The following is a 21,244-nucleotide window of genomic DNA, read 5'->3' as shown; positions in this document are numbered from 1 at the left end:
TGTATGACGACCAAGATACAAATATGTTACAGATTTTTCAGACTAGTAATTGTCAAAATCAAAATCATCCAAGCTCTCAAACTCATCTTTGAACTCGTCATCTGGCTCATTTCCAAAATCTTCAGCAAGAAATTCTTTTTCAGGAGCTTCTTCAGGAATTTCTCCCACAGCCAGAATTGTTTGTGGTAGGTTTTGATCTGTTTTTTCTGAAATTTCTATTACTTCAACATAAAAAGTCCACATGTTGAAAAAATCATAGACATAGATCAACTTGTCATTTACATTGGGTAAGCTTTTTCTAAGAAAACTGTTTTGCATAGAAATTCCCTCACCGGCTTCAGACATATTAAACAAAGGAATTTCTTCACCTTGATTCCATTCATGATCTGTTCTGTAAAAAGAAGCCATTTCTTGAGCATCAAAACCAAATGACCTGGCAATAATGTAATGCAGTGTTTCTAAATTGATAGAGCGATCTACCAATACAGTTCTGATAACGTCCTCTTGTGTATCTAAAATAACACGAATCTTATACATGAATATCCTACGATTTTATGGGACAAAATTACAATAATTTATATGTACTTTTACATATCTAACGAATTCATATGGATAAAGAACAAATTCTGAAAGGGATGAATGAGCGTTCAGAAAATACGCTTATGGAAACACTTGATATAGAGTATGTTGATCTTGGTAAGGATTATCTAACTGCTAAGATGCCTGTAGGATCTAAAGTGCATCAACCTTTCGGACAACTTCACGGAGGAGCAACTGCGGCACTGGCAGAGACCGTAGCTAGCACAGCTTCTTATTTTTTTCTGGAAGATAAAAATCAACTGGTGAATGGTATAGAACTCACCATCAACCATGTTAAAAGTAAGCGAGAAGGAGAGGTTTTTGCTACTGCCAGAAATATTCATAAAGGAAGAACTACCCAGCTTTGGGAAGTTGAAATCGTTGATGAAGAAGGGAATTTGATCTCGATCTGTAAAATGACTAGTATCGTATTAGAAAAGAGAAAGTAGATGAAGCTATTTAAGAAGATTCTCAAGATCATAGGTGTCATCGTACTTCTTCTTTTTATTGGGCTTTATATTCTGTTTTACATAGCTACAGCTCCAAAGTCTGACAAAAAAGTACTAAAAGAATTCCAAGAGTTAGGGGTAACACCTACGATTACCAAAGAGAAATTCAAGACTTTTGAATATCGTAAAGTGGCTATTGTAAAAGATACCACATTACCAACCATTGTTTTTGTTCATGGAACTATCGGATCTGTTTTAGATTTCAAAAGATATATGACCGATAGCCTATTGCTAAGAAAAGCAAACATGATTATTTACGATAGGATAGGATACAACTACAAGGATAAAAATAATGTACAAGAGTCCATTGCTTTTGAAGTTGAAATGTTAGAACATATAGCGCAAGAGCTAGATTCAAGTAAAACCATTTTAGCAGGTTATTCTTATGGAGGCCCCATAGCTTTGGCGTCAAAAAAGCCGTATAAAAAAGTTATTTTATTTGCTCCGGCTGTATACAGTAAAGTAGAGCCTATGCCTTGGGCTCTAAATTTTTACAAATGGAAATTAACCCGATGGATGGTTCCGCCTATTTGGAGGCAGGCTTCAAAAGAAAAAATGACTCACAGAGAAGATCTTAAAAACTTTGAACAAACTTGGGGAGAGAACCCCAATCAAGTAGTGAGTATTCATGGAAATGCAGATGGAATTGTACCTTTTGATAATTCTACTTACTTAGAAAGAAAACTTCCTAAGGAACGTTTTGAATTGGTTACTATTCCGGAAGCAGGTCATGGTTTCATTTGGTCTAATTTTACAGAATTAAAGAACGAACTTTTAAAACAATTGAATTAATTGAGTTTACTTTTCAATAAGATTTCAGATCATCATTCAAATGAATTGCCTTTCGTTTGTTTTCGTAAGCCTAACGAAAAAACGATAAAAGGAGTTTTTTGTCAAAGTGATGAATTACATTATACAAAAGACTATACCGAAAGAGGTTTTGTCTTTGCACCCTTTAATGCTGAAGAATCATCTCTTATTTTTCCGTATGTAAGTTGTGAATTTCTTGAAGAAACAGCAGCAATTCATGTTGAAGAAGGAGCAAAGAAGTTTGAAGTTGTAACTTCAGACAAAGCAAAGCATTTGCATTTGGTAGAAAGAGGAGTAGAAGCCATTGAGGAAGGAAAATTTAAAAAAGTAGTTCTTTCTAGAATAGAAGAAGTTCAAATTGATGATTTTCAGCTAGTATCTGTATTTCAACGAATGTTGCAGAAGTATGAAAATGCTTTTGTGTACGTTTGGTATCATCCAAAGGTAGGTTTATGGTTAGGGGCAACTCCTGAAAGACTGGTAACCTTAAAAGGAAACGAATTCAAAACCATGGCATTGGCAGGAACCCAATCTTTTGAAGGGAATATGAAACCTGATTGGGGAGAAAAAGAGCAAAAAGAACATCAATTTGTGGTAGATTTTATAGTCTCTCAAATACAGAAATCTTCAATTGAAGATTTATATGTTTCTGAAACCTATACAGCAAAAGCAGGAAATTTATTGCATTTAAAAGCAGACATATCTGGAAAGATAAAAGGAGACAAGCTGCAAGATATATTGCATATACTACATCCAACTCCGGCAGTTTGTGGATTGCCAAAAATAGAATCAAGAGATTTTATCTTAGAAGAAGAAGGGTATTCCCGTAAATACTATTCAGGTTTTTTGGGAGAGATTAACATTACTTCACAAACAGAATTATTTGTCAACTTAAGGTGTATGGAGTTTTCTAAAACTTTGGCAAATATATACGTTGGAGGCGGAATTACCTCTCAGAGCGATTCAGAAAAAGAATGGGAAGAAACCATTGCTAAAACACAAACGATTAAAAGTATACTATAAAAAAAAGTCGTCAAAAAAATGACGACCTTTTTAGTGTAAATTGAATTTGAATCTAGATGTTAAATATCTTCGAAACTAACATCTGTAAAGCTTTCAGCTGTTTTTTCTTCAATAGTTGTTTCTTCTTTCTTGTAATCTTTCTGGTGACGCTCACTTATTACTTCGGCACCTTTTTCATTGATAATAAAGTCAGTCGCCTTGTGTAGCATTTCTTGAAAATCACTAAAGTCTTCTTTGTAAAGATAAATCTTATGCTTCTGATAATGATAAGAACCATCATCATGTGTAAACTTCTTACTTTCTGTGATTGTTAAGTAATAATCATCCGCTTTGGTAGATCTAACATCAAAGAAATAAGTTCTCCTTCCTGCTCTTAATACTTGTGAAAAGATTTCTTCTTGCTCAACTCTTTCTGCCATAACTTTATTAAAATATTATGTTGATTGTTTAAAATAAGCAACAAATCTAACAAAATATTTGTCTTGGCAAAATCTGAGACTACATTTCTTTCTCTAAAAGTTGCTGTTCATAAAGGTCTTTGTAGTACCCTTTTTGATTTATCAATTGATTATGAGTGCCTTGTTGAATAATCTTTCCTTCATCTAAAATTATGATCTTGTCAGCGTTTTTTGCCGAAGAAACTCGATGACTGATAATGAAGGTGGTTTTATCTTTTGATACTTGCTCTAGATTTCCTAAAATACGCTCTTCTGTTTCTGTGTCTACAGCAGAAAGGCAATCATCAAAGATCAAGATCTTAGGTGTTTTAATAATAGCTCTAGCAATAGAAACACGCTGTTTCTGCCCACCGGAAAGTGTAACTCCACGTTCTCCCAGAATGGTTTCGTAACCGTCTTTAAACCCTATAATATTATCATGTACTACAGCTTTCTTTGCAGCATCAACAATCTCTTCGTGAGTTGCATTTTCTTTTCCAAACTTAATATTGTTGGAAATGGTATCTGAAAATAAGAAAGGATCTTGAGGAACAAAACCTATCTCACTTCGTAAAGCATCCAAATTGACTTTCTTGATAGGACTACCATCAATTTTAACCTCACCATCTGTAGTGTCATATAGTCTTGAAACTAAATTGACAATGCTGGACTTTCCTGAACCAGTTTTTCCAAGAATAGCAATAGTTTCTCCAGCATCAACAGTAAAACTAATACCTTTTAAAGCTTCAATATTGGTGTCATCATATGTTATCGAAACGTTTTCAAATTCAACTTTCCCTTTTACATTAAAAGCTTCTGTAGTGTGATTTTGGATTTCTGGAACTTCCTGTAAAAACTCATTGATCCTCTTTTGCGAAGCTTCCGCAGTTTGAACAATAGAGGTTACCCAACCTACAACGGCCACAGGCCAGGTTAACATATTTACATAAATGATAAACTCTGCAATAACTCCAATTTGAATTTCTCCATTGATGTATTGCTGTCCACCTACATAAATAACCATCAGGTTACTAATTCCAATAAGTAGGATCATTAAAGGGAAAAATAATGCTTGAACCTTGCTCAGGTCGATATTTTTTTGCTTGCTTTGATCTGCCAGTTCATCAAAATTAGAAATAACAACAGGCTCTATACCGTATGATTTTACCACATTGATTCCCGAAAAGAACTCCTGATTGTAGGTAGTTAACTTAGATAAGTATACCTGAACAATAGTACTTTTTTTGTTGATGATCTTACTGATGATAAAAATAGATACAGAAAGAATAGGGAAAGGAATTAGCGTATACATGGTTAGCTTAGCATCAACCTTTAGCATTTGTGTAAACCCAACAATAAAAAGAAACAACATATTCATGGTATACATAACAGCAGGGCCAAAATACATACGAACCTTGGTAACATCTTCACTAATACGATTCATCAAATCACCCGTTCTATTCTTTTTGTAAAAATTGATAGAAAGCTTTTGGTATTGCTGATAGATTTCATTCTTAAGATCGAACTCAATCAAACGTGATGTTACAATAATGGTTTGCCTCATCAAAAAGGTAAAGAACCCTGCCAAAATAGCAACGCCTATTATGGTAAGAATGTTCCAAAAGAGTTCATTTTGAACGACGGAAATATCAGTATTCTTGCCTTTTATATAATCCTCAACACCATTTAAGGACTCGCTGATGATCCTTGGAATTTGCAGTGCTAAGATCTTAGACAAGATGGTGATAAATATTCCAATTAATAACCTCCATTTGTATTTTATAAAGTACTTGTTTAAGTATTGAAGGGCCTTCATGAATATTTTATGTTGATATCTTTTTAGTTAAAATATATATAATTGAATGGTATTTAGTTTGCTATGAATTGAAGATATCGTATTTTTGCACCGAATTTTTTGAGAAAAATCTAATTTTCTTAAACTTAAAAAATATCATACATGACATCACAAATCATAGATACTGACGCAATTAAGAACGATCCGGTATTTGGTCAATTGTCTTTTGACGGGCACGAACAGATCGTATTTTGCAATGACGAAGATACGGGTTTAAAAGCAATAATTGGAATACATAATACAGTTTTGGGACCTGCATTGGGAGGAACCAGAATGTGGACATATAAATCAGAATGGGATGCCTTAAATGACGTTTTACGTTTATCGAGAGGAATGACCTATAAATCAGCAATTACAGGCTTAAACCTTGGAGGAGGAAAAGCTGTTATTATTGGAGATGCAAAAACGCAAAAGAATGATGATCTAATGCGTAAGTTTGGAGAATTTGTTCACTCATTAAGCGGAAAGTATATTACTGCAGAAGATGTAGGAATGGAAACAAGAGACATGGATATCATCCGTGAAGTAACTCCACACGTTACCGGAATTTCTGAGTCTAAAGGAGGATCAGGAAACCCTTCTCCAGTTACTGCTTACGGAGTATATATGGGAATGAAAGCTGCTACTAAATACGTTTACGGAACAGAAAAATTAGAAGGAAAGAAAGTATTAGTACAAGGAGTAGGACATGTTGGAGAAACATTGGTGAAGCACATTACTGAAGAAGGTGGGCAAGTAATCATCAACGACATCAATGAAGCAAGATTAGAAGAATTGTCTAAGAAGTACAATGCTAATGTAGTGTTAGGAAATGATATCTATGGTTTAGACATAGATATTTACGCTCCATGTGCTTTGGGTGCTACTGTAAACGATGCAACGATCAATCAATTAAATGCTAAGATCATTGCCGGAGCTGCAAACAACCAATTGGCAGATGAGGTAAAACACGGAAGGTTGTTGAAAGAAAAAGGAATTGCTTATGCTCCAGATTTCTTGATCAACGCCGGAGGTATTATCAATGTATATGCAGAGATCGAAGGATATAACAAAGAAGAGAGTATCAGAAAAACTGAAAATATCTACAACACCACTTTAGAGATTTTTGAGCTTTCTGAGAAAGAAAATATCACAACTCACAGAGCTGCATTTAATATTGCACAAAATAGAATAGATACTCGTAAAAAAGAGGCAAACTCTTAAGCAGAGTAAAGAAATAATTATATTTTTGCAGAGCGTTTGAAAATCATTTTCATTCGCTCTTTTTTATGACAAACAAGTTCTTTCAATGATCAATAGAAGACATATACGTGTTAAAGTAATGCAATCTGTTTATGCGATGATTCAATCGCATAATGATGACATCGTAAAAGAAGAGAAGTTTTTGAAGCATAGCATTCAAAAGATGTTCGACCTTTATGTTCTAATGCTTTACTTGTTGGTAGAAGTTCAGAAACTAGCTGAACAAAAAATTGAGATTTCTAAAAAGAAGTATTTGGCTACTAAAGACGACCTGTCTCCAAATATGAAATTCATCAACAATAGATTGATTAAGAAGATCGCTGAAAGCAGTTCCATTCGTTTACACTTAGAAGCTCAAAAACTAGAAGACTGGTCTTTAAATGATGAGTATGTTAAGCTAATCTGGAACGAACTTCAGAAAAGCGACTTGTACAGAAGATACTTGAACACTGTTGAAGATTCTTATAAGGTTGATAAAAGTTTTGTGATCGATTTTTACAAAGAGATCGTAGCTCCTAATGAAAAACTAGCCGAATATTTTGAAGATACCAATATTACTTGGGTAGACGATATACCTTTTGTAAATACTTGGGTGGTAAGAACACTAAACAAGCAAAATACAAACGGACCTTTCATGTTAGGATCATTGTATAAGAATGATGATGATAAAGAATTTGTATCAGAATTATACAAAAAGGTAATTCTTCACCACCATACTTTTGAGGACGATATTAAGAATCATACACCTAACTGGGAGTCTGATAGAATTGCAGATATAGATATGATCTTACTTAAGATGGGGATTTGTGAGTTTTTACATTTTCCTTCTATTCCTACAAGAGTTACCATCAATGAATATATAGAAATTGCAAAAGACTACTCTACACAAAAAAGTAGCTACTTTGTTAATGGTGTTTTAGATAAACTTTCTAGAGAATACACAGAAAGCAAAAGATTGGTTAAAGTAGGAAGAGGATTGTTATAATTTATTATTTTTACAAAAAATAAGAATCATGAAGAAATTATATATAGTATGCGCATTAGCACTATCAGTAGTAGTTTTTACATCATGTAATGAAGGAAATGCTTCTTCTAAAGTAAAAAGTGAAAACTTAGAGAGTGCTAAAAAAAGAGATGTAGAGATCAGTAAAGGAGCTCCATCAATCTCATTTGACAAGACAGAATTTAATTTTGGAACTGTAAACGAAGGTGATGTTGTAGATACAGAATTTACAATTACAAACACAGGAAAAACAGATTTGGTAATTACCAACGCTCAACCTTCTTGTGGATGTACAGTACCACAATGGCCAAGAGAGCCGATCAAACCAGGAGCATCAGCAAAAATATTAGCTAAGTTCAATACAGCTGGTAAACCTAACAGACAAAACAAAACAATTACTTTATTCACAAATACTGCTAAAGGAAGAGAAGTATTGAGAATTAAAGGAAATGTAACTCCAAAAGCAAAATAATGACATTTAATACGATTTTTTTACAAGCAGAAGGAGGAGGTCCTAACATGTTGTTCTTTATGGCAACTATGTTTGCAGTGATTTTCTTTTTTATGATTTTACCACAAAACAGAAGAAGAAAGAAAGAAAAAAAGTTTAGAGAAGAACTTAAAAGAGGGAGTAAAGTGGTTACTTCTAGCGGAATTCACGGGAAACTTGTAGACATCAATGAAACTGATGGTACAGTTACAATTGAAACAGGAGCCGGAAAAATTAAGTTTGAAAGAGACGCGATTTCTGTAGAGCTTAGTAAAAAATACAGTGCACCAGCTGAAAAGAAGTAAGTAAGTTGGAAAAGATATAAGAAAGTGAGCAAAAGCTCACTTTTTTTTATGCCTCAATTTTGAGGTTCCTTGGGGATTAATTAGATTGCATATGATTTAAAAACTAAAAAATTGAAAGTAGGAAATAACTCTATATCAAAGAACTTCGTTTTATTTATTCTTGCTTCTGTTATTTTTTGGTTTTTAACCAAGCTTTCCAAAGAATATGAGAGTACAATAGAGTACCCGGTTTCTTATGAAAACTTGCCTACAGACAAACTCTTGCAGGAAGAACCTGTAAAAGAAATTGGAGTTCACATAAAAACAACAGGATTTAAACTAATTTCAGGGAAACTATTTCCAAGAACATTAAAGATCGATGGAACTAATTTATATCAAAAATCAGGCTCAAATTATTACTTGTTGTTAAATCAGCAAAAGCTTTCCATACAACGACAAATGACTGCGGGAGTAGATATCGATCATTTCATAAAAGATTCTATTTCCTTTAACCTAGGTTTTTTAAGTCAGAAGAAAGTACCGGTACAACTAAATAGTAACCTTTCCTATGAGGCAGGCTATGATGTAAACGGCAAAATTACCATTGCTCCTGATTCTGTTTTGGTTTCAGGCCCTGAAGCAGTCTTAGATACGATACAATTTGTAGAAACGAATCTTTTTACCAGATCAGATTTAAATGAATCTATTGATGAAGAACTACCGTTAAAAAAGTTTTCTGGAAGCAATACAAATCTGGGAATCGACAAAGTGACAATCAAAGCGACTGTTGAAAAATTCACGGAAGGAACCGTAAAAATTCCTTTTGCGGTAATGAATTTACCAGACAGTATTACCATAAGCACATTTCCAAAAGAATTGAACCTTACTTATAAAATTGCGCTTTCAAGTTTTAATGATGTAAAACCATCATCTTTTAGAATTGAATGTGATTACAGGTTGTCTATAGATAACAACCTTACATATCTTGTACCTAAATTAATACAACAGTCTAATTTGGTAAAGAACGTAAAGATCTCTCCACAACGAATAGATTTTTTAATCGAAAAATAATCATGATAGTAGGTATTACAGGAGGTATAGGAAGCGGAAAGTCATATGTAGCAGAATGCTTTCTATCGTATGATAATACAGCATATTATCATGCAGATGAAGAAGCAAAAAAGCTAATGAATGAATCACAAGAGATCAAAGAAAAGATCATTCTTGAGTTTGGATCAGAAGCTTATAAAAATGAAGAACTGAACAGGTCTTATATTGCTTCACAGGTTTTTGATAATCCGGGGCGTCTACAAAAATTAAACTCAATTGTACATCCGGCGGTGAAAAGTCATTTTCAAGATTTTGTAGCTCAAAAAGAAGCGTCTACAATCATTATCTACGAAAATGCCATTCTTTTTGAAGCAAAAAGCGATCAACAATGTGATATTGTTATCACGGTAATTGCACCTTTAGAAGATAGAATTGCCAGAGTAACGTCTAGAGATGGTGTTACTAGAGAAGAAGTTATGAAAAGAGTGAATAATCAATGGAGTGACACACAGAAAAAATTGCTGTCAAACTATATAATATTGAATATCAGTAAAAAAGAAACTTTGTTAAAAGTTCAGGATTTCTACAATATTTTAACAAAAAAGAGTCTTTTGTTTTAGGATAATTCAATTTATTTCTTAAAATTTACTTAAAAATTTATTGTTTTTGTTAATCTACGTTAAAATCGAAAACAAGCTTGTTATAACTTCTATTTTTGAGTGATGGGTAAGAGAATTTTTGTCCTTATAGTAGTGTTGATGAGTATTTCCTTGATAGGAATTATCTCAGTTCAGTTGTATTGGATCAACAATGCTATTGAGAGTAAGGATACGCAATTTGATAGTGATGTAAAAAAGGCGATGGCCAGAGCTTCGGAACGATTAAAACTGAAGGAAGAAGACCTTTATAAATCTAAATTGCAACCCATTTTTGAAAGTAGAGAGTTTTTAAGCAAAGCAGAAATTAAGAATTTTCTGATTCAACAAATCGATACAGTAAACAGTAGAAAGTTCTCATTTGGATCAACCATTATAGAAGAGGATTTTAAAGTGCCTTTAGATATTTTAAATGACAGTCCTTTTTTTACCAACGATTCTATCGTTTTAAAAAGATTCACAAGAAGGAACGATATGTTTACTGCTCAATTGGTTACAGGAGATGAGTTGATCTCTGATTTTAGTGAAAAGAGCTTGTCTAAATCAAGTAGATTTGATGAGTGGACAGATAGAAAAGTGATCAATGATTTGTTTAATGAATACAGGAACGAGTTCCCAATTCATAAGAGAATTAGCAATCGAGAGATCAATACAACACTCAAAGAAGAATTAGAAAAAAATAATATCGATATAGATTTTAAATACGGTGTTTATAACAATGAGTTGGCTACCAAGCTTAAATCAGGGTATTTTACTATAGACCCTGATAAGAGTTACAAGTATCCGTTGTTTAAAGATGGTAATGGGAATAGTGATTATATACTATATGTAAGTTTTCCGGAAAAGAACAAACATATCTTATCTGACATCTCTTACATTTTACTTTTATCGCTTTTCTTTATTTTCATCATTATTGTAGCCTTCTCAAGTTCTCTGTATCAATTGGTAAAACAAAAGAAGATATCAGAGATCAAAACAGATTTCATCAATAACATGACGCACGAGTTTAAAACTCCAATCGCAACCATCAATTTGGCTTTAGATTCAATTAAGAATCCAAAGATTCTTAAAGATGAAGAAAAAGTGTTGCGTTATATTAAGATGATTCGAGATGAAAACAAGCGTATGCACGGCCAGGTAGAGAACGTTTTGAGGATTTCAAGATTAGAAAAGAATCAGATAGAGATCAACAAAGATGCTGTAGACGTTCACGATATTATAGAAGATGCGGTTTCACACGTAAACTTATTAACCTTAGATAAGAAAGGTACAATTACAACACATTTTAACGCAATACAATCTGAAGCTTTGGCAAATCAGTTTCATATGACCAATGTTATGGTAAACATATTGGAAAATGCACTGAAATACTCAGTAGATGCGCCAAAGATTGATATTTATACAGAAAGCACCAATAAGAACATCATCATTAAAGTTAAAGATGAAGGTATTGGTATGAGCAAGCAAGCTCAGAAGTACGTTTTCGACAAATTCTACAGAGAACAAAAAGGAAATATTCATGATGTAAAGGGGCATGGTCTCGGGTTAGCTTATGTAAAAGAGATCATAGAAAATCATCACGGAACGGTTTTTGTAGAAAGCGAGAAAGGAAAAGGAAGCACATTTACAGTAAAATTACCTTTAATATAAAACTTAAAAACATGGGAAGTAAAAAGATTTTATTAGTTGAAGACGATCCAAATTTTGGAACAGTCTTAAAAGATTATTTAGCACTTAATGATTACAATGTTACACACGCTAAAGATGGAATAGAAGGTTTGATCATGTTTAAGAACAATGATTTCGACCTTTGTATCTTAGACGTAATGATGCCTAGAAAAGATGGATTCTCTCTAGCACAAGACATTAGATCTACAAATAAAGAAGTGCCAATTATCTTCTTAACAGCTAAAACAATGAAAGAAGATGTTCTGAAAGGATACCAAGTAGGAGCAGATGATTATTTAAACAAGCCTTTTGATTCTGAGGTGTTGTTATTTAAGATCAAAGCGATCTTACAAAGAAAAGAATCAGAAACGACCACCGAAAACGAACAATTTGAATTTAATATTGGAAAATTCTTTTTCAATTCAAAGCTACGTCACCTATCTATAGGTGAAAACGATCCTCAAAAATTATCTCCTAAAGAGAGCAAACTATTAAGAATGCTTGCCTTACATAAGAACGATTTAATGCCTAGAGAATTGGCATTAACAAAGATCTGGAGAGACGATAATTACTTTACTTCTAGAAGTATGGATGTTTATATTGCTAAGTTGCGTAAATACCTAAAAGAAGACGAAGAAGTAGAAATTTTAAATATACACGGAGAAGGTTTCCGATTGGTAGACAAAGTCTAATCCAATAAGCGCTTCCCAAAAAAAATAAGCTCAGGTTGATTTTCAGCCTGAGCTTTTGTACTTTTATGTTATGGGGGAATTTATTAAGATATACAACGAGAATCCTAATCCAAAGGAAATTCAAAAAGCTGTAGAAGTACTAAGAAAAGGAGGTTTGGTTATCTATCCAACCGATACTGTTTATGGTTTGGGGTGTGATATTACAAATACCAAAGCACTAGAAAGAGTAGCACAGATCAAAGGAGTAAAATTGGCAAAATCTAATTTTTCTTTTGTTTGTAATGATCTAAGCCACCTTTCAGATTATGTCAAACAAATAGACACTCCTACGTATAAGATTTTAAAAAGAGCTTTGCCGGGACCTTATACTTTTGTCTTGCCCGGAAGTAATTCTCTACCAAAGGTTTTTAAGAAAAAGAAGACAGTAGGTATTAGAGTTCCGGATAACAATATAGCAAGACAGATTGTTGCGGAGCTTGGAAATCCTATAGTATCTACCTCAATTCACGATGATGATGATGTACTGGAATACACCACAGATCCTGAATTGATCTTCGAGAAGTGGCAAAACTTGGTAGATATGGTTATTGATGGAGGTTATGGTGATAATACGGCTTCTACAGTAATTGATCTTACCGGGGCAGAACCAGAAGTGTTAAGAGAAGGAAAAGGAGATTTGGATATTTTATAATGTTGCAGATCAAGTTCCCGAACGATACAGGTCCCATATACCAAGAGACCATTCAAGGAAGGCTCCCTGTAGAACCTTTTAATACATTTAGCAATCTTATTTTTATTGCCATTCTTGTATTCTTTATTGTTAGAATATACAAGCAACCGAAGCAGCATATTTTTTTATGGATCTCTATTCCTATAATTTTTACAAGTTGGGTAGGAGGTACCGTCTTTCATGCAACCAGAAGCCATCAAGTATGGTTGGTAATGGATTGGTTACCAATTATGATTGTTTGTTTATTAGGAATTCTATATTTCATTGGAAAATCTCAAGAAAAATGGTGGCAGAGAATAGCATTTTTTGGAATACTATTTTTGATGAACTATGGCTTTCGAATGTTGGATTTGCCCAGAAACTTTGCTATCTCGGCAGGGTATGCAATTACAGCAATAACAGTATTAACCCCTTTCTTCCTATATGCATATAAAACACAGTGGAAAAATGTTCGGTTTTTGATTTTTGGAATGGTCGTTTTTGGGTTGGCTGTTACTTTTAGAACCTTAGATAGTGTTATAGTTCTTTTACCAATGGGAACTCATTGGTTGTGGCATACCTTTGGAGGAGTCGCCGTCTTTTTCCTGTTGTATTATATCTACAAAGACGATTTGGAATCAGCGAAGATTCTTAAACCTTTTTCTTCCTAAAATAAAATACTGCCAAACAACACTTGTGTGTAGATTGTATTCCAACTTCTTTTGGAGTTTTCTACGCTTCTTTAAGAATTTATAGAAGTTCTTGTACAAACTCAAATGCGCTTTAAAGATAGCCCAAGTATGAACAGGTCTAAGCTCTAGCATAAACTTTGCTCCGGCAATACCATCTAGGATCAAACGAGAAATAACCACAAAGAGAAATCGTTGCTTAGGAACGTTCTTGATAACATTTAGTAGACTATTTCTAAAATTTAAATAGGTTTTATGCGGATTGCTCTCCTGTAATGTAGCACCACCTACATGATACACAGTAGAAGTTCCTACATATTTGATATCATAACCTTCATTCTGAGTTCTCCAACAAAGATCTATTTCTTCTTGATGAGCAAAATAATCCTCATCAAAACCTCCTAGTTTATGGTAAACTTCAGAACGTACAAAGAAACAAGCTCCTGAAGCCCAAAAGATAGACTCAATATCGTTGTACTGACCTTCATCTGTTTCTAAATGATTAAAAACACGTCCTCTACAATAAGGGTAGCCATAAAAATCGATAAACCCACCACCGGCACCGGCATACTCAAATTTCGATTTGTCTTTATAATCTAACAACTTAGGCTGAATGATAGCCGTATTACTTTCTTGTTTAAAGACATCAAGCACAGGTTCTAACCAACCCTTAGTAACTTCTACGTCAGAATTGATCAAACAATAAATATCAGCTTTAATAGACTGTAAGGCATCATTATACCCCTTAGCATATCCGCCATTAATAGCATTCTCTACAATATGTACAGAAGGAAAATGTTCTTTTACAAATGCTGTTGAAGCATCTGTACTGGCATTGTCAGCCACGTAGATATCGGCCAATTCAGCACTAAAATTGACAATAGAAGGTAAAAATTGCTCAAGCAATTTTTTTCCATTCCAGTTTAATATGACAATAGCTACTTTCAAAAGTACAATCTCGTAAATGATCGGGTGTGCAAACTTACCATTTATGAATGAATAGAGGATGCAAAGATTTGCTAAAATTCATATTCTGGAAGCTCAGGTAAGAAATTATAAGCTTTCCTGTTATGATCCATATGGCAATAGTAGTGTTCCAACCCATTGGTAACCATTAAAACAGGGGCTTCTAACTGAAGGTTGTATCTGGCAATTTGATCAAAAGTACTCTGAGTTATTTTCACAGAAGGAGCCTTGCACTCAACAATAATGTAGGGTAGTCCCTGTCTGTCAAATACAATAATATCAGTTCTTTTGTTCAATGAATTTATTTTTAATTGCTTTTCAACAGAGATTAGAGAAAGAGGATATTTCTTTTCCTGATGAAGAAAATGAACCACATGTTGACGCACCCATTCTTCTGGAGTAAGTACCACACTTTTTTTTCGAATAACATCGAAAATAAGTGTCTTATTTTCGCTAGCTTTGAGTCGGAATGAGTACGATGGAAAATTTAGTGGTTGCATCGCTCAAATGTAATTATTTCTTTTAATTTGTCCTTCTCGAAATATCGAGAATCCATTACTAAATTTAGATACCGCGTTACAAGCGGAACAATATTATTCATGAACGAGATCAATCAGATTGTTTCAGATATTAAGAGCGGAAATATCAAGCCGATTTATTTTCTAATGGGTGAAGAGCCATATTATATTGATAAAATTTCTGATTTTATCGAAGACAACGTATTGGAAGAATCAGAAAAAGGATTCAATCAAGTTGTTATGTATGGGAGAGATGTTTCTATTGAAGAGATTGTAGCTTCAGCAAAACGATTTCCAATGATGGCTGAACGACAAGTATTGATTGTTAAAGAAGCTCAGGATCTTAGCAGAACTATTGAGAAATTAACTTCTTATGTAGAAAACCCTCAGCCTTCTACCGTATTGGTGTTAAACTACAAATACAAGAAGCTGGATAAGCGTAAAAAGTTATACAAAGCCGTAGGAAAAAGCGGATTGATCTTTGAAAGCAAGCCTTTGTATGAAAATCAGGTTGGAGACTGGATCCGAAGAGTTTTAGGAGGGAAGAAATATCAAGTAGAACCCAAGGCTGCACAAATGTTGGTAGAGTTTTTGGGAACAGATTTGAGTAAGATCAGTAATGAATTAGATAAATTGATTACTATTTTGCCAGAAGGAACGATTATTACTCCTGATCATATTGAAGAAAATATCGGAATTTCTAAAGACTTCAATAATTTCGAATTAAGAAAAGCTATTGGAGAGCGAGACATTTTAAAAGCCAACCGTATTATAAATTACTTTGCTCAGAACCCGAAGAACAACCCTTTGGTAATGACCATCTCATTACTCAATAGTTTCTTCACGCAATTACTAATCTATCACGGATTACAAAACAAATCTAGAGACAATGTCGCAAAAGCATTAGGAATCCGACCTTTCTTTGTTACAGATTATATCTCTGCCGGTAGAAACTATCCTATGCGTAAAGTGGCTCAGATCATTGCTATGTTAAGAGACGCAGATGTAAAGAGTAAAGGAGTGGGGGCTAGCAATCAAACTCAAGGGGATATTTTAAAAGAACTACTTTTTAAAATGATGCACTAAGAAGCATTAGTGTTAAGCCAAAGAGCTAAGTATACAAACCCAATAATAAATAGTATTACCAAGAGATAAGTTCCAATACTTCGTATTTGTTGTTGTTGAATCTCAGTTCTAATCTCTTTTTTAAAGGTATCCATTTGAAGTTTTGAAAATTTCGGAAACTCAAATTCTTCTCCGTCTTTATCATAAGCATCATGAACAAAGCTTTCTTTCTTTTTCTGAAGTTTATATCGTAATTCTGCTTTGCGGTATTTAGCAGCATTCTGACGTTTGATCAACATTGCAAGTGCACCCCATCCATCCATAGTTTTTCTTTTAAAGATACTAAAAACGAATTTGTTACCTTTATAGAGCTCAAATAAAAACACTTCATATAAGAATACAAAACTGATTATACCTACATTTTAAATCCCCTAACCCTATGAATACCCCTAAAAACAATCAGTCGGGTAAATCCAAAAAATGGATATACCTACTAGTACTCGTGATTCTCATTTCTTCTTTAGGATACGTCTTTTTACGAAAAGAAGAAGTAACAAAAGAAGAAACGAAAACTTCAACCATTACAGAAACAAACGATTCTAAAAAAGACTCTCTTATTCAGGTCATACCAAATGAACAAACGGAATTCTTCTCAAAAGAAGAAGGCAAAGCTTTGTTGTGGTACGCTATGGTAAACGATTCTATTGTTTTTTACAAAAACAAAGGAAAGCATCCTGTAACCGGAGCAGATTTGTTGCTTGTTACAGAAGAAATCATCAAGAAATATAAAGAAGCCCAAAAACCAGCCAAAGAGGTTGCAAAGGTAGATCCCAGAACCTATAAGGTAAAAGAGATGAAAATCATTAAAAAGAAAGAAAAACCTGTAGTTGTTGAGAAAAAGGTAAAAAGAGAAACTATTTGGAATACTTCTTTAGAGAATTCAAAAGACAGAGATGAGGTAAGTTTATTTGTGTTTGATGAGAACGATCAGATAGACAAAGCATTGACAAAACGATTGAAAGAAGAGTTTATAAAAAGAGATTATTTTATTACGGAAGATATTATCTATCATTCTGAAATGACTCCAGAAATAGCATCTCATTTAAAATCGTCCAACGTACAGTATTTTGATGGTAACTTAAAGAAGTACACCGATTTTATCTGCATTGGTATCGTAAAGTACACATACAAAGAAAATGCTTACAGGAACGATCTTCTGGATTGCACTATGAATATTGAATATTTTATCTATGATGCAGCTACGGCTCAGCAAATGTTCTCTGAAAAAGACAAACTCATTGGTTCAGATCAAACAAAGAAAGGAGCTAGGAGAGAAGCTATTAAAAAGTTTATTCTATAAAAAAAGCCTCACATTTGTGAGGCTTTTTTTATGATTGAAATACTATTCGTCTTTCTTTTTGGCTTTGTCAGCAACAATTCTCTTGTCCATGTTAGCTACTTCCCAAGCTGTGTGGAATACCAAACGAGCTCTTTTCTCTAACATTTCATAGTTGATCTTATCCGGAGTATCTCCAACTGCGTGATAGTCTTCGTGAGTTCCGTTGAAATAGAAAATGATAGGAACATCATACTGTGCAAAGTTATAGTGATCAGATCTGTAATAGAAACGATTTGGGTCGTTATCGTCATTGTATTTGTAGTCCAACTCAATATTTGTGTACTTTTTATTCATTGCTTCAGAGATGTTGTGTAGCTCAGTACTCAACTTATCAGAACCAATTAAGTATACATAGTTTGGATTTCCTTTGTGTCTTTCATCAACACGACCAATCATATCAATGTTTAGATCAGTAACTGTGTTTGCAATAGGGAAAGTAGGATTTTCTGTGTAGAAACGAGATCCTAACAATCCTTTCTCTTCTCCTGTTACGTGTAAGAAAAGGATAGAACGTTTTGGACCGTGTCCGGCATCAGCGGCTTTTTTGAAAGCTTCTGCAATCTCTAAGATAGCAACAGTTCCGGAACCATCATCATCAGCACCATTGTATACCTCTCCGTTTGCATTTACTCCTACGTGATCTAAGTGAGCAGAAATTACTACAATTTCATCAGGCTTTTCTGTCCCTTTGATAAAAGCTAATACATTCTCAGAATCTTTTAAGTCTTTCCCTCTTGAAAATTTATTTAGGTAAGATGCAGGAACTTCTTGGTAGTAATCATCTCCTCCTAAAGGAGAAGGGATTCCTTCAGCTACATAGAAATTCTTTAAATATTCAACTGCTTTTTTCTGACCAGGTTCACCGGTATCTCTTCCTTCAAATTCATCAGAAGCATAAGTAAATAAATGGTTTCCTAAGTCTTTTGCTGTAATGGTTGATGCATATTTTACAGCTAGATCTACATTTGTGTCAGCAGAAGATTTCTTAGCTTTTTTAGGTGTTGTAGCATCCTGTGTTGATCCACAAGAGACCAAAGCAAGCATACTAGCAGCAAGGAGTATTTTTTTCATTGAATTAAAATTAATTTTGTTGTAATTAGTGTCTAATAACGACCTTTTGTTACACTTAAAAATCAGAGGAGATTACTCACGAATTTTTATGAATAACAAATTGTTCTAAGCTTGCGTTAAAGTTAATGATTTCTGTTGGAAATAGTTTATCAAAAGCATTCCTTTGGATCAATTCCTCACGAGTCCCACTATCTACTTCTTTATCAGTTAATAAAATAATCTGATGAGCATATTGAATGGCCAAGTTTACTTGATGGGAAGTCATGATAATAGTTTTTTGAGTTTCCTTAACAAGTTTCTCAAGTAACTGAAAGATTTTAATGGTATGATGCATGTCTAAATGAGCTGTGGGTTCATCCAACATAATAATCTCCGTGTCTTGAGCCAATGCTCTGGCAATCATAACACGCTGTAATTGACCATCACTCAACTCATAAAAATGACTCTTTGCCAGATCTAAAGTTTCCGTTTGTTCCAAAGCCCAAACTACTTTTTCAATATCTTCTTCTTTTAGTTTGCCAACCCAATTCGTATAAGGTTGCCTACCTAAGGCAACCAGTTCAAAAACTGTTAGCTGGCTTTCGGGTAAACGTTCGGTTAAAACAACACCAACTTTTTTAGAAAGCTCTTTAAAATCGTATGTTTCTAAATTCTTTCCATCTAATAAAACTGTACCCGATAAAGGAGTTTGAACTTTTGTGATCGTTCTTAAAAGCGTTGATTTTCCAATTCCATTCTTACCTAAAACAGCAACTAATTGTCCTTTCCCTATGGTAAGGTTTATATCCTTCTGAATAGTATGAACATTTTTTTTATCTCGATATCCAATACTTAGATCACGAGTTTCCAAAACAATATGTGATATTGATTGGCTCATACGTATACTTTCTTTTTTCGAATCAATAACCAAATAACCACCGGAGCTCCAAACAAAGACGTTACAGCGTTGATAGGCAGTGTAAATTCGCTCATGGGTAGTTGTGCAATCATATCGCAAATCAATAAAATAATAGCACCTAGCAATCCAACTGCAGGAACTAATATTTTATGATTAGAAGTTTTAAAGATCAGTTTGGTAATATGAGGAACAGCCAAGCCTATAAAGGCAATAGGTCCGGCAAAAGCAGTAATAACTCCGGTAAGTAAACTGGTTACCAAAAGAATAATATTTCTACTTCTCACAATGTTAATCCCAAGACTTTTTGCATAATTCTCACCTAGCAAAAAAGCATTCAAAGGTTTAAATACCTGTAACAGAGCCAAAACTCCTGCTAAGAAAATAATAGTAAAAACACTTACTTCACTCCAAGACAAATTCCCTAAGCTACCAAAACTCCAGAATACATATTGTTGAATCTGTTGCGCGCTACTAAAATACGTGAGAACACTTATGATGGCAGCTGTAATAGTTCCAAACATCAATCCGATGATCAGAATAGACATGGTATTTCTTACTTTGTTAGCGGCTAATAAGACAGCAAACAATACCAAGGCAGCTCCTAAACTAGAAGCAATGGCAATAGCCCAATTAGAGATAACTAATGAGGTTAAAACACCTCCTAAAATACTTGAACCTAGAATAAGAAGAGCTACTCCAAGACTGGCACCGGAAGATATCCCTAAAACAAAAGGTCCGGCTAGAGGGTTTCGAAATAATGTTTGCATTAGCAAACCACTAATTGATAGTCCTGATCCTACCAAAATAGCTGTGACAGCTTTTGGAAGACGAAAATTTAAAACAATAAGTTCCCAACTTTGCTTGGAACTGCTACTCCCTGTAAGAATATCAAAGATCTCAGAAACGGGAATAGAAACAGAACCCAAACTTATACTAAAGAACATCAGAACAACAAGAGCTATTGATAGCCCAATGAACTGTTGAGTATATGTTTTTTGGTTGATCAATCTAGATTGTTTAAGAATTGGACAAGTTTTTCAACAGCCAGTCCACGATGGCTGATCTTATTTTTTTCTTCAGCACTCATTTCAGCAAAAGATTGAGAGTGTCCTTCGGGTTGAAAAACGGGATCATAACCAAATCCACCATTTCCGGATCTTTCTTGTAAAATTTGACCTTTACAAACACCTTCAAAATCGTAACTTTCTCCTTTTAAATTTAAGGTGATGATTGTTCTAAACTGCGCTGATCTGTCATTGTTGTTTTGTAGTTCGCCTAGCAATTTGTCAATATTCCTATCAGCATTTCTAGGCTCACCACCATATCGTGCAGAATAAACACCAGGGGCACCATCTAAACTATCAACTTCAAGTCCTGTGTCATCAGCAAAACAATCGTATTGATAATGATTGGTTATATGATCGGCTTTCAATTTAGAGTTCCCTTCTAAGGTAGTTGCTGTCTCTTCAATATCTTCGGTACAGCCAATATCTTTTAATGAAAGAAGCTCTATTTTTTCTGAGAGCATTTCTTGCACTTCTTTCAATTTATTAAGGTTGTTTGTAGCAAAAACCAGTTTCATATACGATACTTAAAGCACAAATGTAATCAAATAAAGTCGTTTGTTTTGC

General features: G+C 34.0%; 25 protein-coding genes. 15 read left to right on the top strand and 10 right to left on the bottom strand.

Annotated features, from left to right (window positions below; genetic code table 11):
• Positions 1 to 42 precede the first annotated feature (42 nt).
• Positions 43 to 537, bottom strand: a complete 495-nt coding sequence (locus ACFSRZ_RS11770; RefSeq protein WP_379666758.1) for an IS1096 element passenger TnpR family protein — start codon at positions 535 to 537, stop codon at positions 43 to 45.
• A 71-nt stretch (positions 538 to 608) separates the two neighbouring features.
• Here ACFSRZ_RS11770 and ACFSRZ_RS11765 point away from each other — a divergent pair, with 71 nt between their 5' ends.
• From ACFSRZ_RS11765 to ACFSRZ_RS11755, 3 genes are read left to right on the top strand one after another with little or no spacing between them, the layout of a single operon-like run.
• On the top strand, positions 609 to 1,028 hold the full coding sequence (locus ACFSRZ_RS11765; RefSeq protein WP_379666757.1) for a PaaI family thioesterase: 420 nt from the start codon (positions 609 to 611) through the stop codon (positions 1,026 to 1,028).
• The gene (locus tag ACFSRZ_RS11760) at positions 1,029 to 1,880 is read left to right on the top strand and encodes an alpha/beta fold hydrolase (RefSeq protein ID WP_379666756.1); all 852 of its coding nucleotides are present in this window, start codon (positions 1,029 to 1,031) and stop codon (positions 1,878 to 1,880) included. It abuts the gene before it with no gap.
• Entirely contained in the window at positions 1,881 to 2,921 is a 1,041-nt protein-coding gene (locus ACFSRZ_RS11755) for an isochorismate synthase (protein WP_379666755.1), read from the top strand.
• 59 nt (positions 2,922 to 2,980) lie between these two features.
• On the opposite strand, the gene ACFSRZ_RS11750 is transcribed toward ACFSRZ_RS11755, so the two are convergent.
• Positions 2,981 to 3,340, bottom strand: coding sequence for a PUR family DNA/RNA-binding protein (locus ACFSRZ_RS11750; protein WP_379666754.1), 360 nt, complete (start codon positions 3,338 to 3,340; stop codon positions 2,981 to 2,983).
• Positions 3,341 to 3,419: 79 nt separating this feature from the next.
• Positions 3,420 to 5,174, bottom strand: coding sequence for an ABC transporter ATP-binding protein (locus ACFSRZ_RS11745; RefSeq protein WP_379666753.1), 1,755 nt, complete (start codon positions 5,172 to 5,174; stop codon positions 3,420 to 3,422).
• A 141-nt stretch (positions 5,175 to 5,315) separates the two neighbouring features.
• Here ACFSRZ_RS11745 and ACFSRZ_RS11740 point away from each other — a divergent pair, with 141 nt between their 5' ends.
• From ACFSRZ_RS11740 to ACFSRZ_RS11695, 10 genes are all read left to right on the top strand, one after another.
• The gene (locus ACFSRZ_RS11740; protein ID WP_379666752.1) at positions 5,316 to 6,416 is read left to right on the top strand and encodes a Glu/Leu/Phe/Val family dehydrogenase; all 1,101 of its coding nucleotides are present in this window, start codon (positions 5,316 to 5,318) and stop codon (positions 6,414 to 6,416) included.
• A gap of 85 nt (positions 6,417 to 6,501) precedes the next feature.
• Complete coding sequence (gene nusB, locus ACFSRZ_RS11735) at positions 6,502 to 7,440, top strand: transcription antitermination factor NusB (protein ID WP_379666751.1); 939 nt, start codon at positions 6,502 to 6,504, stop codon at positions 7,438 to 7,440.
• Between the two features lie 28 nt (positions 7,441 to 7,468).
• Entirely contained in the window at positions 7,469 to 7,930 is a 462-nt protein-coding gene (locus ACFSRZ_RS11730) for a DUF1573 domain-containing protein (protein ID WP_379666750.1), read from the top strand.
• Entirely contained in the window at positions 7,930 to 8,253 is a 324-nt protein-coding gene (yajC, locus tag ACFSRZ_RS11725) for a preprotein translocase subunit YajC (RefSeq protein WP_379666749.1), read from the top strand. Before ACFSRZ_RS11730 ends, yajC begins: the two co-directional genes overlap by 1 nt.
• 111 nt (positions 8,254 to 8,364) lie before the next feature.
• On the top strand, positions 8,365 to 9,303 hold the full coding sequence (locus ACFSRZ_RS11720; RefSeq protein WP_379666748.1) for a CdaR family protein: 939 nt from the start codon (positions 8,365 to 8,367) through the stop codon (positions 9,301 to 9,303).
• A 2-nt stretch (positions 9,304 to 9,305) separates the two neighbouring features.
• Positions 9,306 to 9,902 (top strand): dephospho-CoA kinase, encoded by a 597-nt coding sequence (gene coaE / locus ACFSRZ_RS11715; RefSeq protein ID WP_379666747.1) that lies wholly within the window; start codon positions 9,306 to 9,308, stop codon positions 9,900 to 9,902.
• 102 nt (positions 9,903 to 10,004) lie between these two features.
• Complete coding sequence (locus tag ACFSRZ_RS11710) at positions 10,005 to 11,588, top strand: sensor histidine kinase (RefSeq protein WP_379666746.1); 1,584 nt, start codon at positions 10,005 to 10,007, stop codon at positions 11,586 to 11,588.
• An 11-nt stretch (positions 11,589 to 11,599) separates the two neighbouring features.
• The gene (locus ACFSRZ_RS11705) at positions 11,600 to 12,298 is read left to right on the top strand and encodes a response regulator transcription factor (RefSeq protein WP_379666745.1); all 699 of its coding nucleotides are present in this window, start codon (positions 11,600 to 11,602) and stop codon (positions 12,296 to 12,298) included.
• A 70-nt stretch (positions 12,299 to 12,368) separates the two neighbouring features.
• Complete coding sequence (locus tag ACFSRZ_RS11700) at positions 12,369 to 12,989, top strand: L-threonylcarbamoyladenylate synthase (RefSeq protein ID WP_379666744.1); 621 nt, start codon at positions 12,369 to 12,371, stop codon at positions 12,987 to 12,989.
• Entirely contained in the window at positions 12,989 to 13,678 is a 690-nt protein-coding gene (locus ACFSRZ_RS11695; protein ID WP_379666743.1) for a hypothetical protein, read from the top strand. Before ACFSRZ_RS11700 ends, ACFSRZ_RS11695 begins: the two co-directional genes overlap by 1 nt.
• Here the strand turns inward: ACFSRZ_RS11695 and ACFSRZ_RS11690 are convergent.
• Both ACFSRZ_RS11690 and ACFSRZ_RS11685 read right to left on the bottom strand, forming a co-directional pair.
• Complete coding sequence (locus ACFSRZ_RS11690; RefSeq protein ID WP_379666742.1) at positions 13,646 to 14,644, bottom strand: glycosyltransferase family 2 protein; 999 nt, start codon at positions 14,642 to 14,644, stop codon at positions 13,646 to 13,648. The two genes, ACFSRZ_RS11695 and ACFSRZ_RS11690, sit on opposite strands and share 33 nt — an antisense overlap.
• Positions 14,645 to 14,715: 71 nt before the next feature.
• Positions 14,716 to 15,162 carry a type I restriction enzyme HsdR N-terminal domain-containing protein gene (locus ACFSRZ_RS11685; protein WP_379666741.1) on the bottom strand — a complete coding sequence of 149 codons (447 nt, stop codon included), beginning with the start codon at positions 15,160 to 15,162 and terminating at the stop codon, positions 14,716 to 14,718.
• A gap of 99 nt (positions 15,163 to 15,261) precedes the next feature.
• Here ACFSRZ_RS11685 and holA point away from each other — a divergent pair, with 99 nt between their 5' ends.
• Positions 15,262 to 16,266: a DNA polymerase III subunit delta gene (holA, locus tag ACFSRZ_RS11680; RefSeq protein WP_379666740.1), complete on the top strand. Its 1,005-nt coding sequence runs from the start codon at positions 15,262 to 15,264 to the stop codon at positions 16,264 to 16,266.
• Here holA and ACFSRZ_RS11675 read toward each other — a convergent pair.
• A complete protein-coding gene (locus ACFSRZ_RS11675; RefSeq protein ID WP_379666739.1) occupies positions 16,263 to 16,568 on the bottom strand; it encodes a hypothetical protein in 306 nt (101 codons plus the stop codon). The two genes, holA and ACFSRZ_RS11675, sit on opposite strands and share 4 nt — an antisense overlap.
• A gap of 116 nt (positions 16,569 to 16,684) precedes the next feature.
• On the opposite strand from ACFSRZ_RS11675, the gene ACFSRZ_RS11670 reads away from it, so the two are divergent.
• On the top strand, positions 16,685 to 17,605 hold the full coding sequence (locus ACFSRZ_RS11670) for a hypothetical protein (RefSeq protein ID WP_379666738.1): 921 nt from the start codon (positions 16,685 to 16,687) through the stop codon (positions 17,603 to 17,605).
• A 42-nt stretch (positions 17,606 to 17,647) separates the two neighbouring features.
• On the opposite strand, the gene ACFSRZ_RS11665 is transcribed toward ACFSRZ_RS11670, so the two are convergent.
• From ACFSRZ_RS11665 to ACFSRZ_RS11650, 4 genes are all read right to left on the bottom strand, one after another.
• Positions 17,648 to 18,715: a M28 family metallopeptidase gene (locus ACFSRZ_RS11665; protein WP_379666737.1), complete on the bottom strand. Its 1,068-nt coding sequence runs from the start codon at positions 18,713 to 18,715 to the stop codon at positions 17,648 to 17,650.
• Between the two features lie 76 nt (positions 18,716 to 18,791).
• The gene (locus tag ACFSRZ_RS11660) at positions 18,792 to 19,592 is read right to left on the bottom strand and encodes an ABC transporter ATP-binding protein (RefSeq protein ID WP_379666736.1); all 801 of its coding nucleotides are present in this window, start codon (positions 19,590 to 19,592) and stop codon (positions 18,792 to 18,794) included.
• Positions 19,589 to 20,617, bottom strand: a complete 1,029-nt coding sequence (locus tag ACFSRZ_RS11655; RefSeq protein ID WP_379666770.1) for a FecCD family ABC transporter permease — start codon at positions 20,615 to 20,617, stop codon at positions 19,589 to 19,591. Before ACFSRZ_RS11655 ends, ACFSRZ_RS11660 begins: the two co-directional genes overlap by 4 nt.
• Positions 20,617 to 21,195 (bottom strand): non-canonical purine NTP diphosphatase, encoded by a 579-nt coding sequence (locus ACFSRZ_RS11650; protein ID WP_379666735.1) that lies wholly within the window; start codon positions 21,193 to 21,195, stop codon positions 20,617 to 20,619. Before ACFSRZ_RS11650 ends, ACFSRZ_RS11655 begins: the two co-directional genes overlap by 1 nt.
• Positions 21,196 to 21,244 lie beyond the last annotated feature (49 nt).

Origin of the sequence: Pseudotenacibaculum haliotis, from assembly GCF_042684245.1 — a bacterium.
Classification (GTDB): domain Bacteria; phylum Bacteroidota; class Bacteroidia; order Flavobacteriales; family Flavobacteriaceae; genus Polaribacter; species Polaribacter haliotis_A.
Note: the sequence above shows the minus strand (reverse complement) of the source record. Positions and strands in the feature narration are given on the sequence as shown.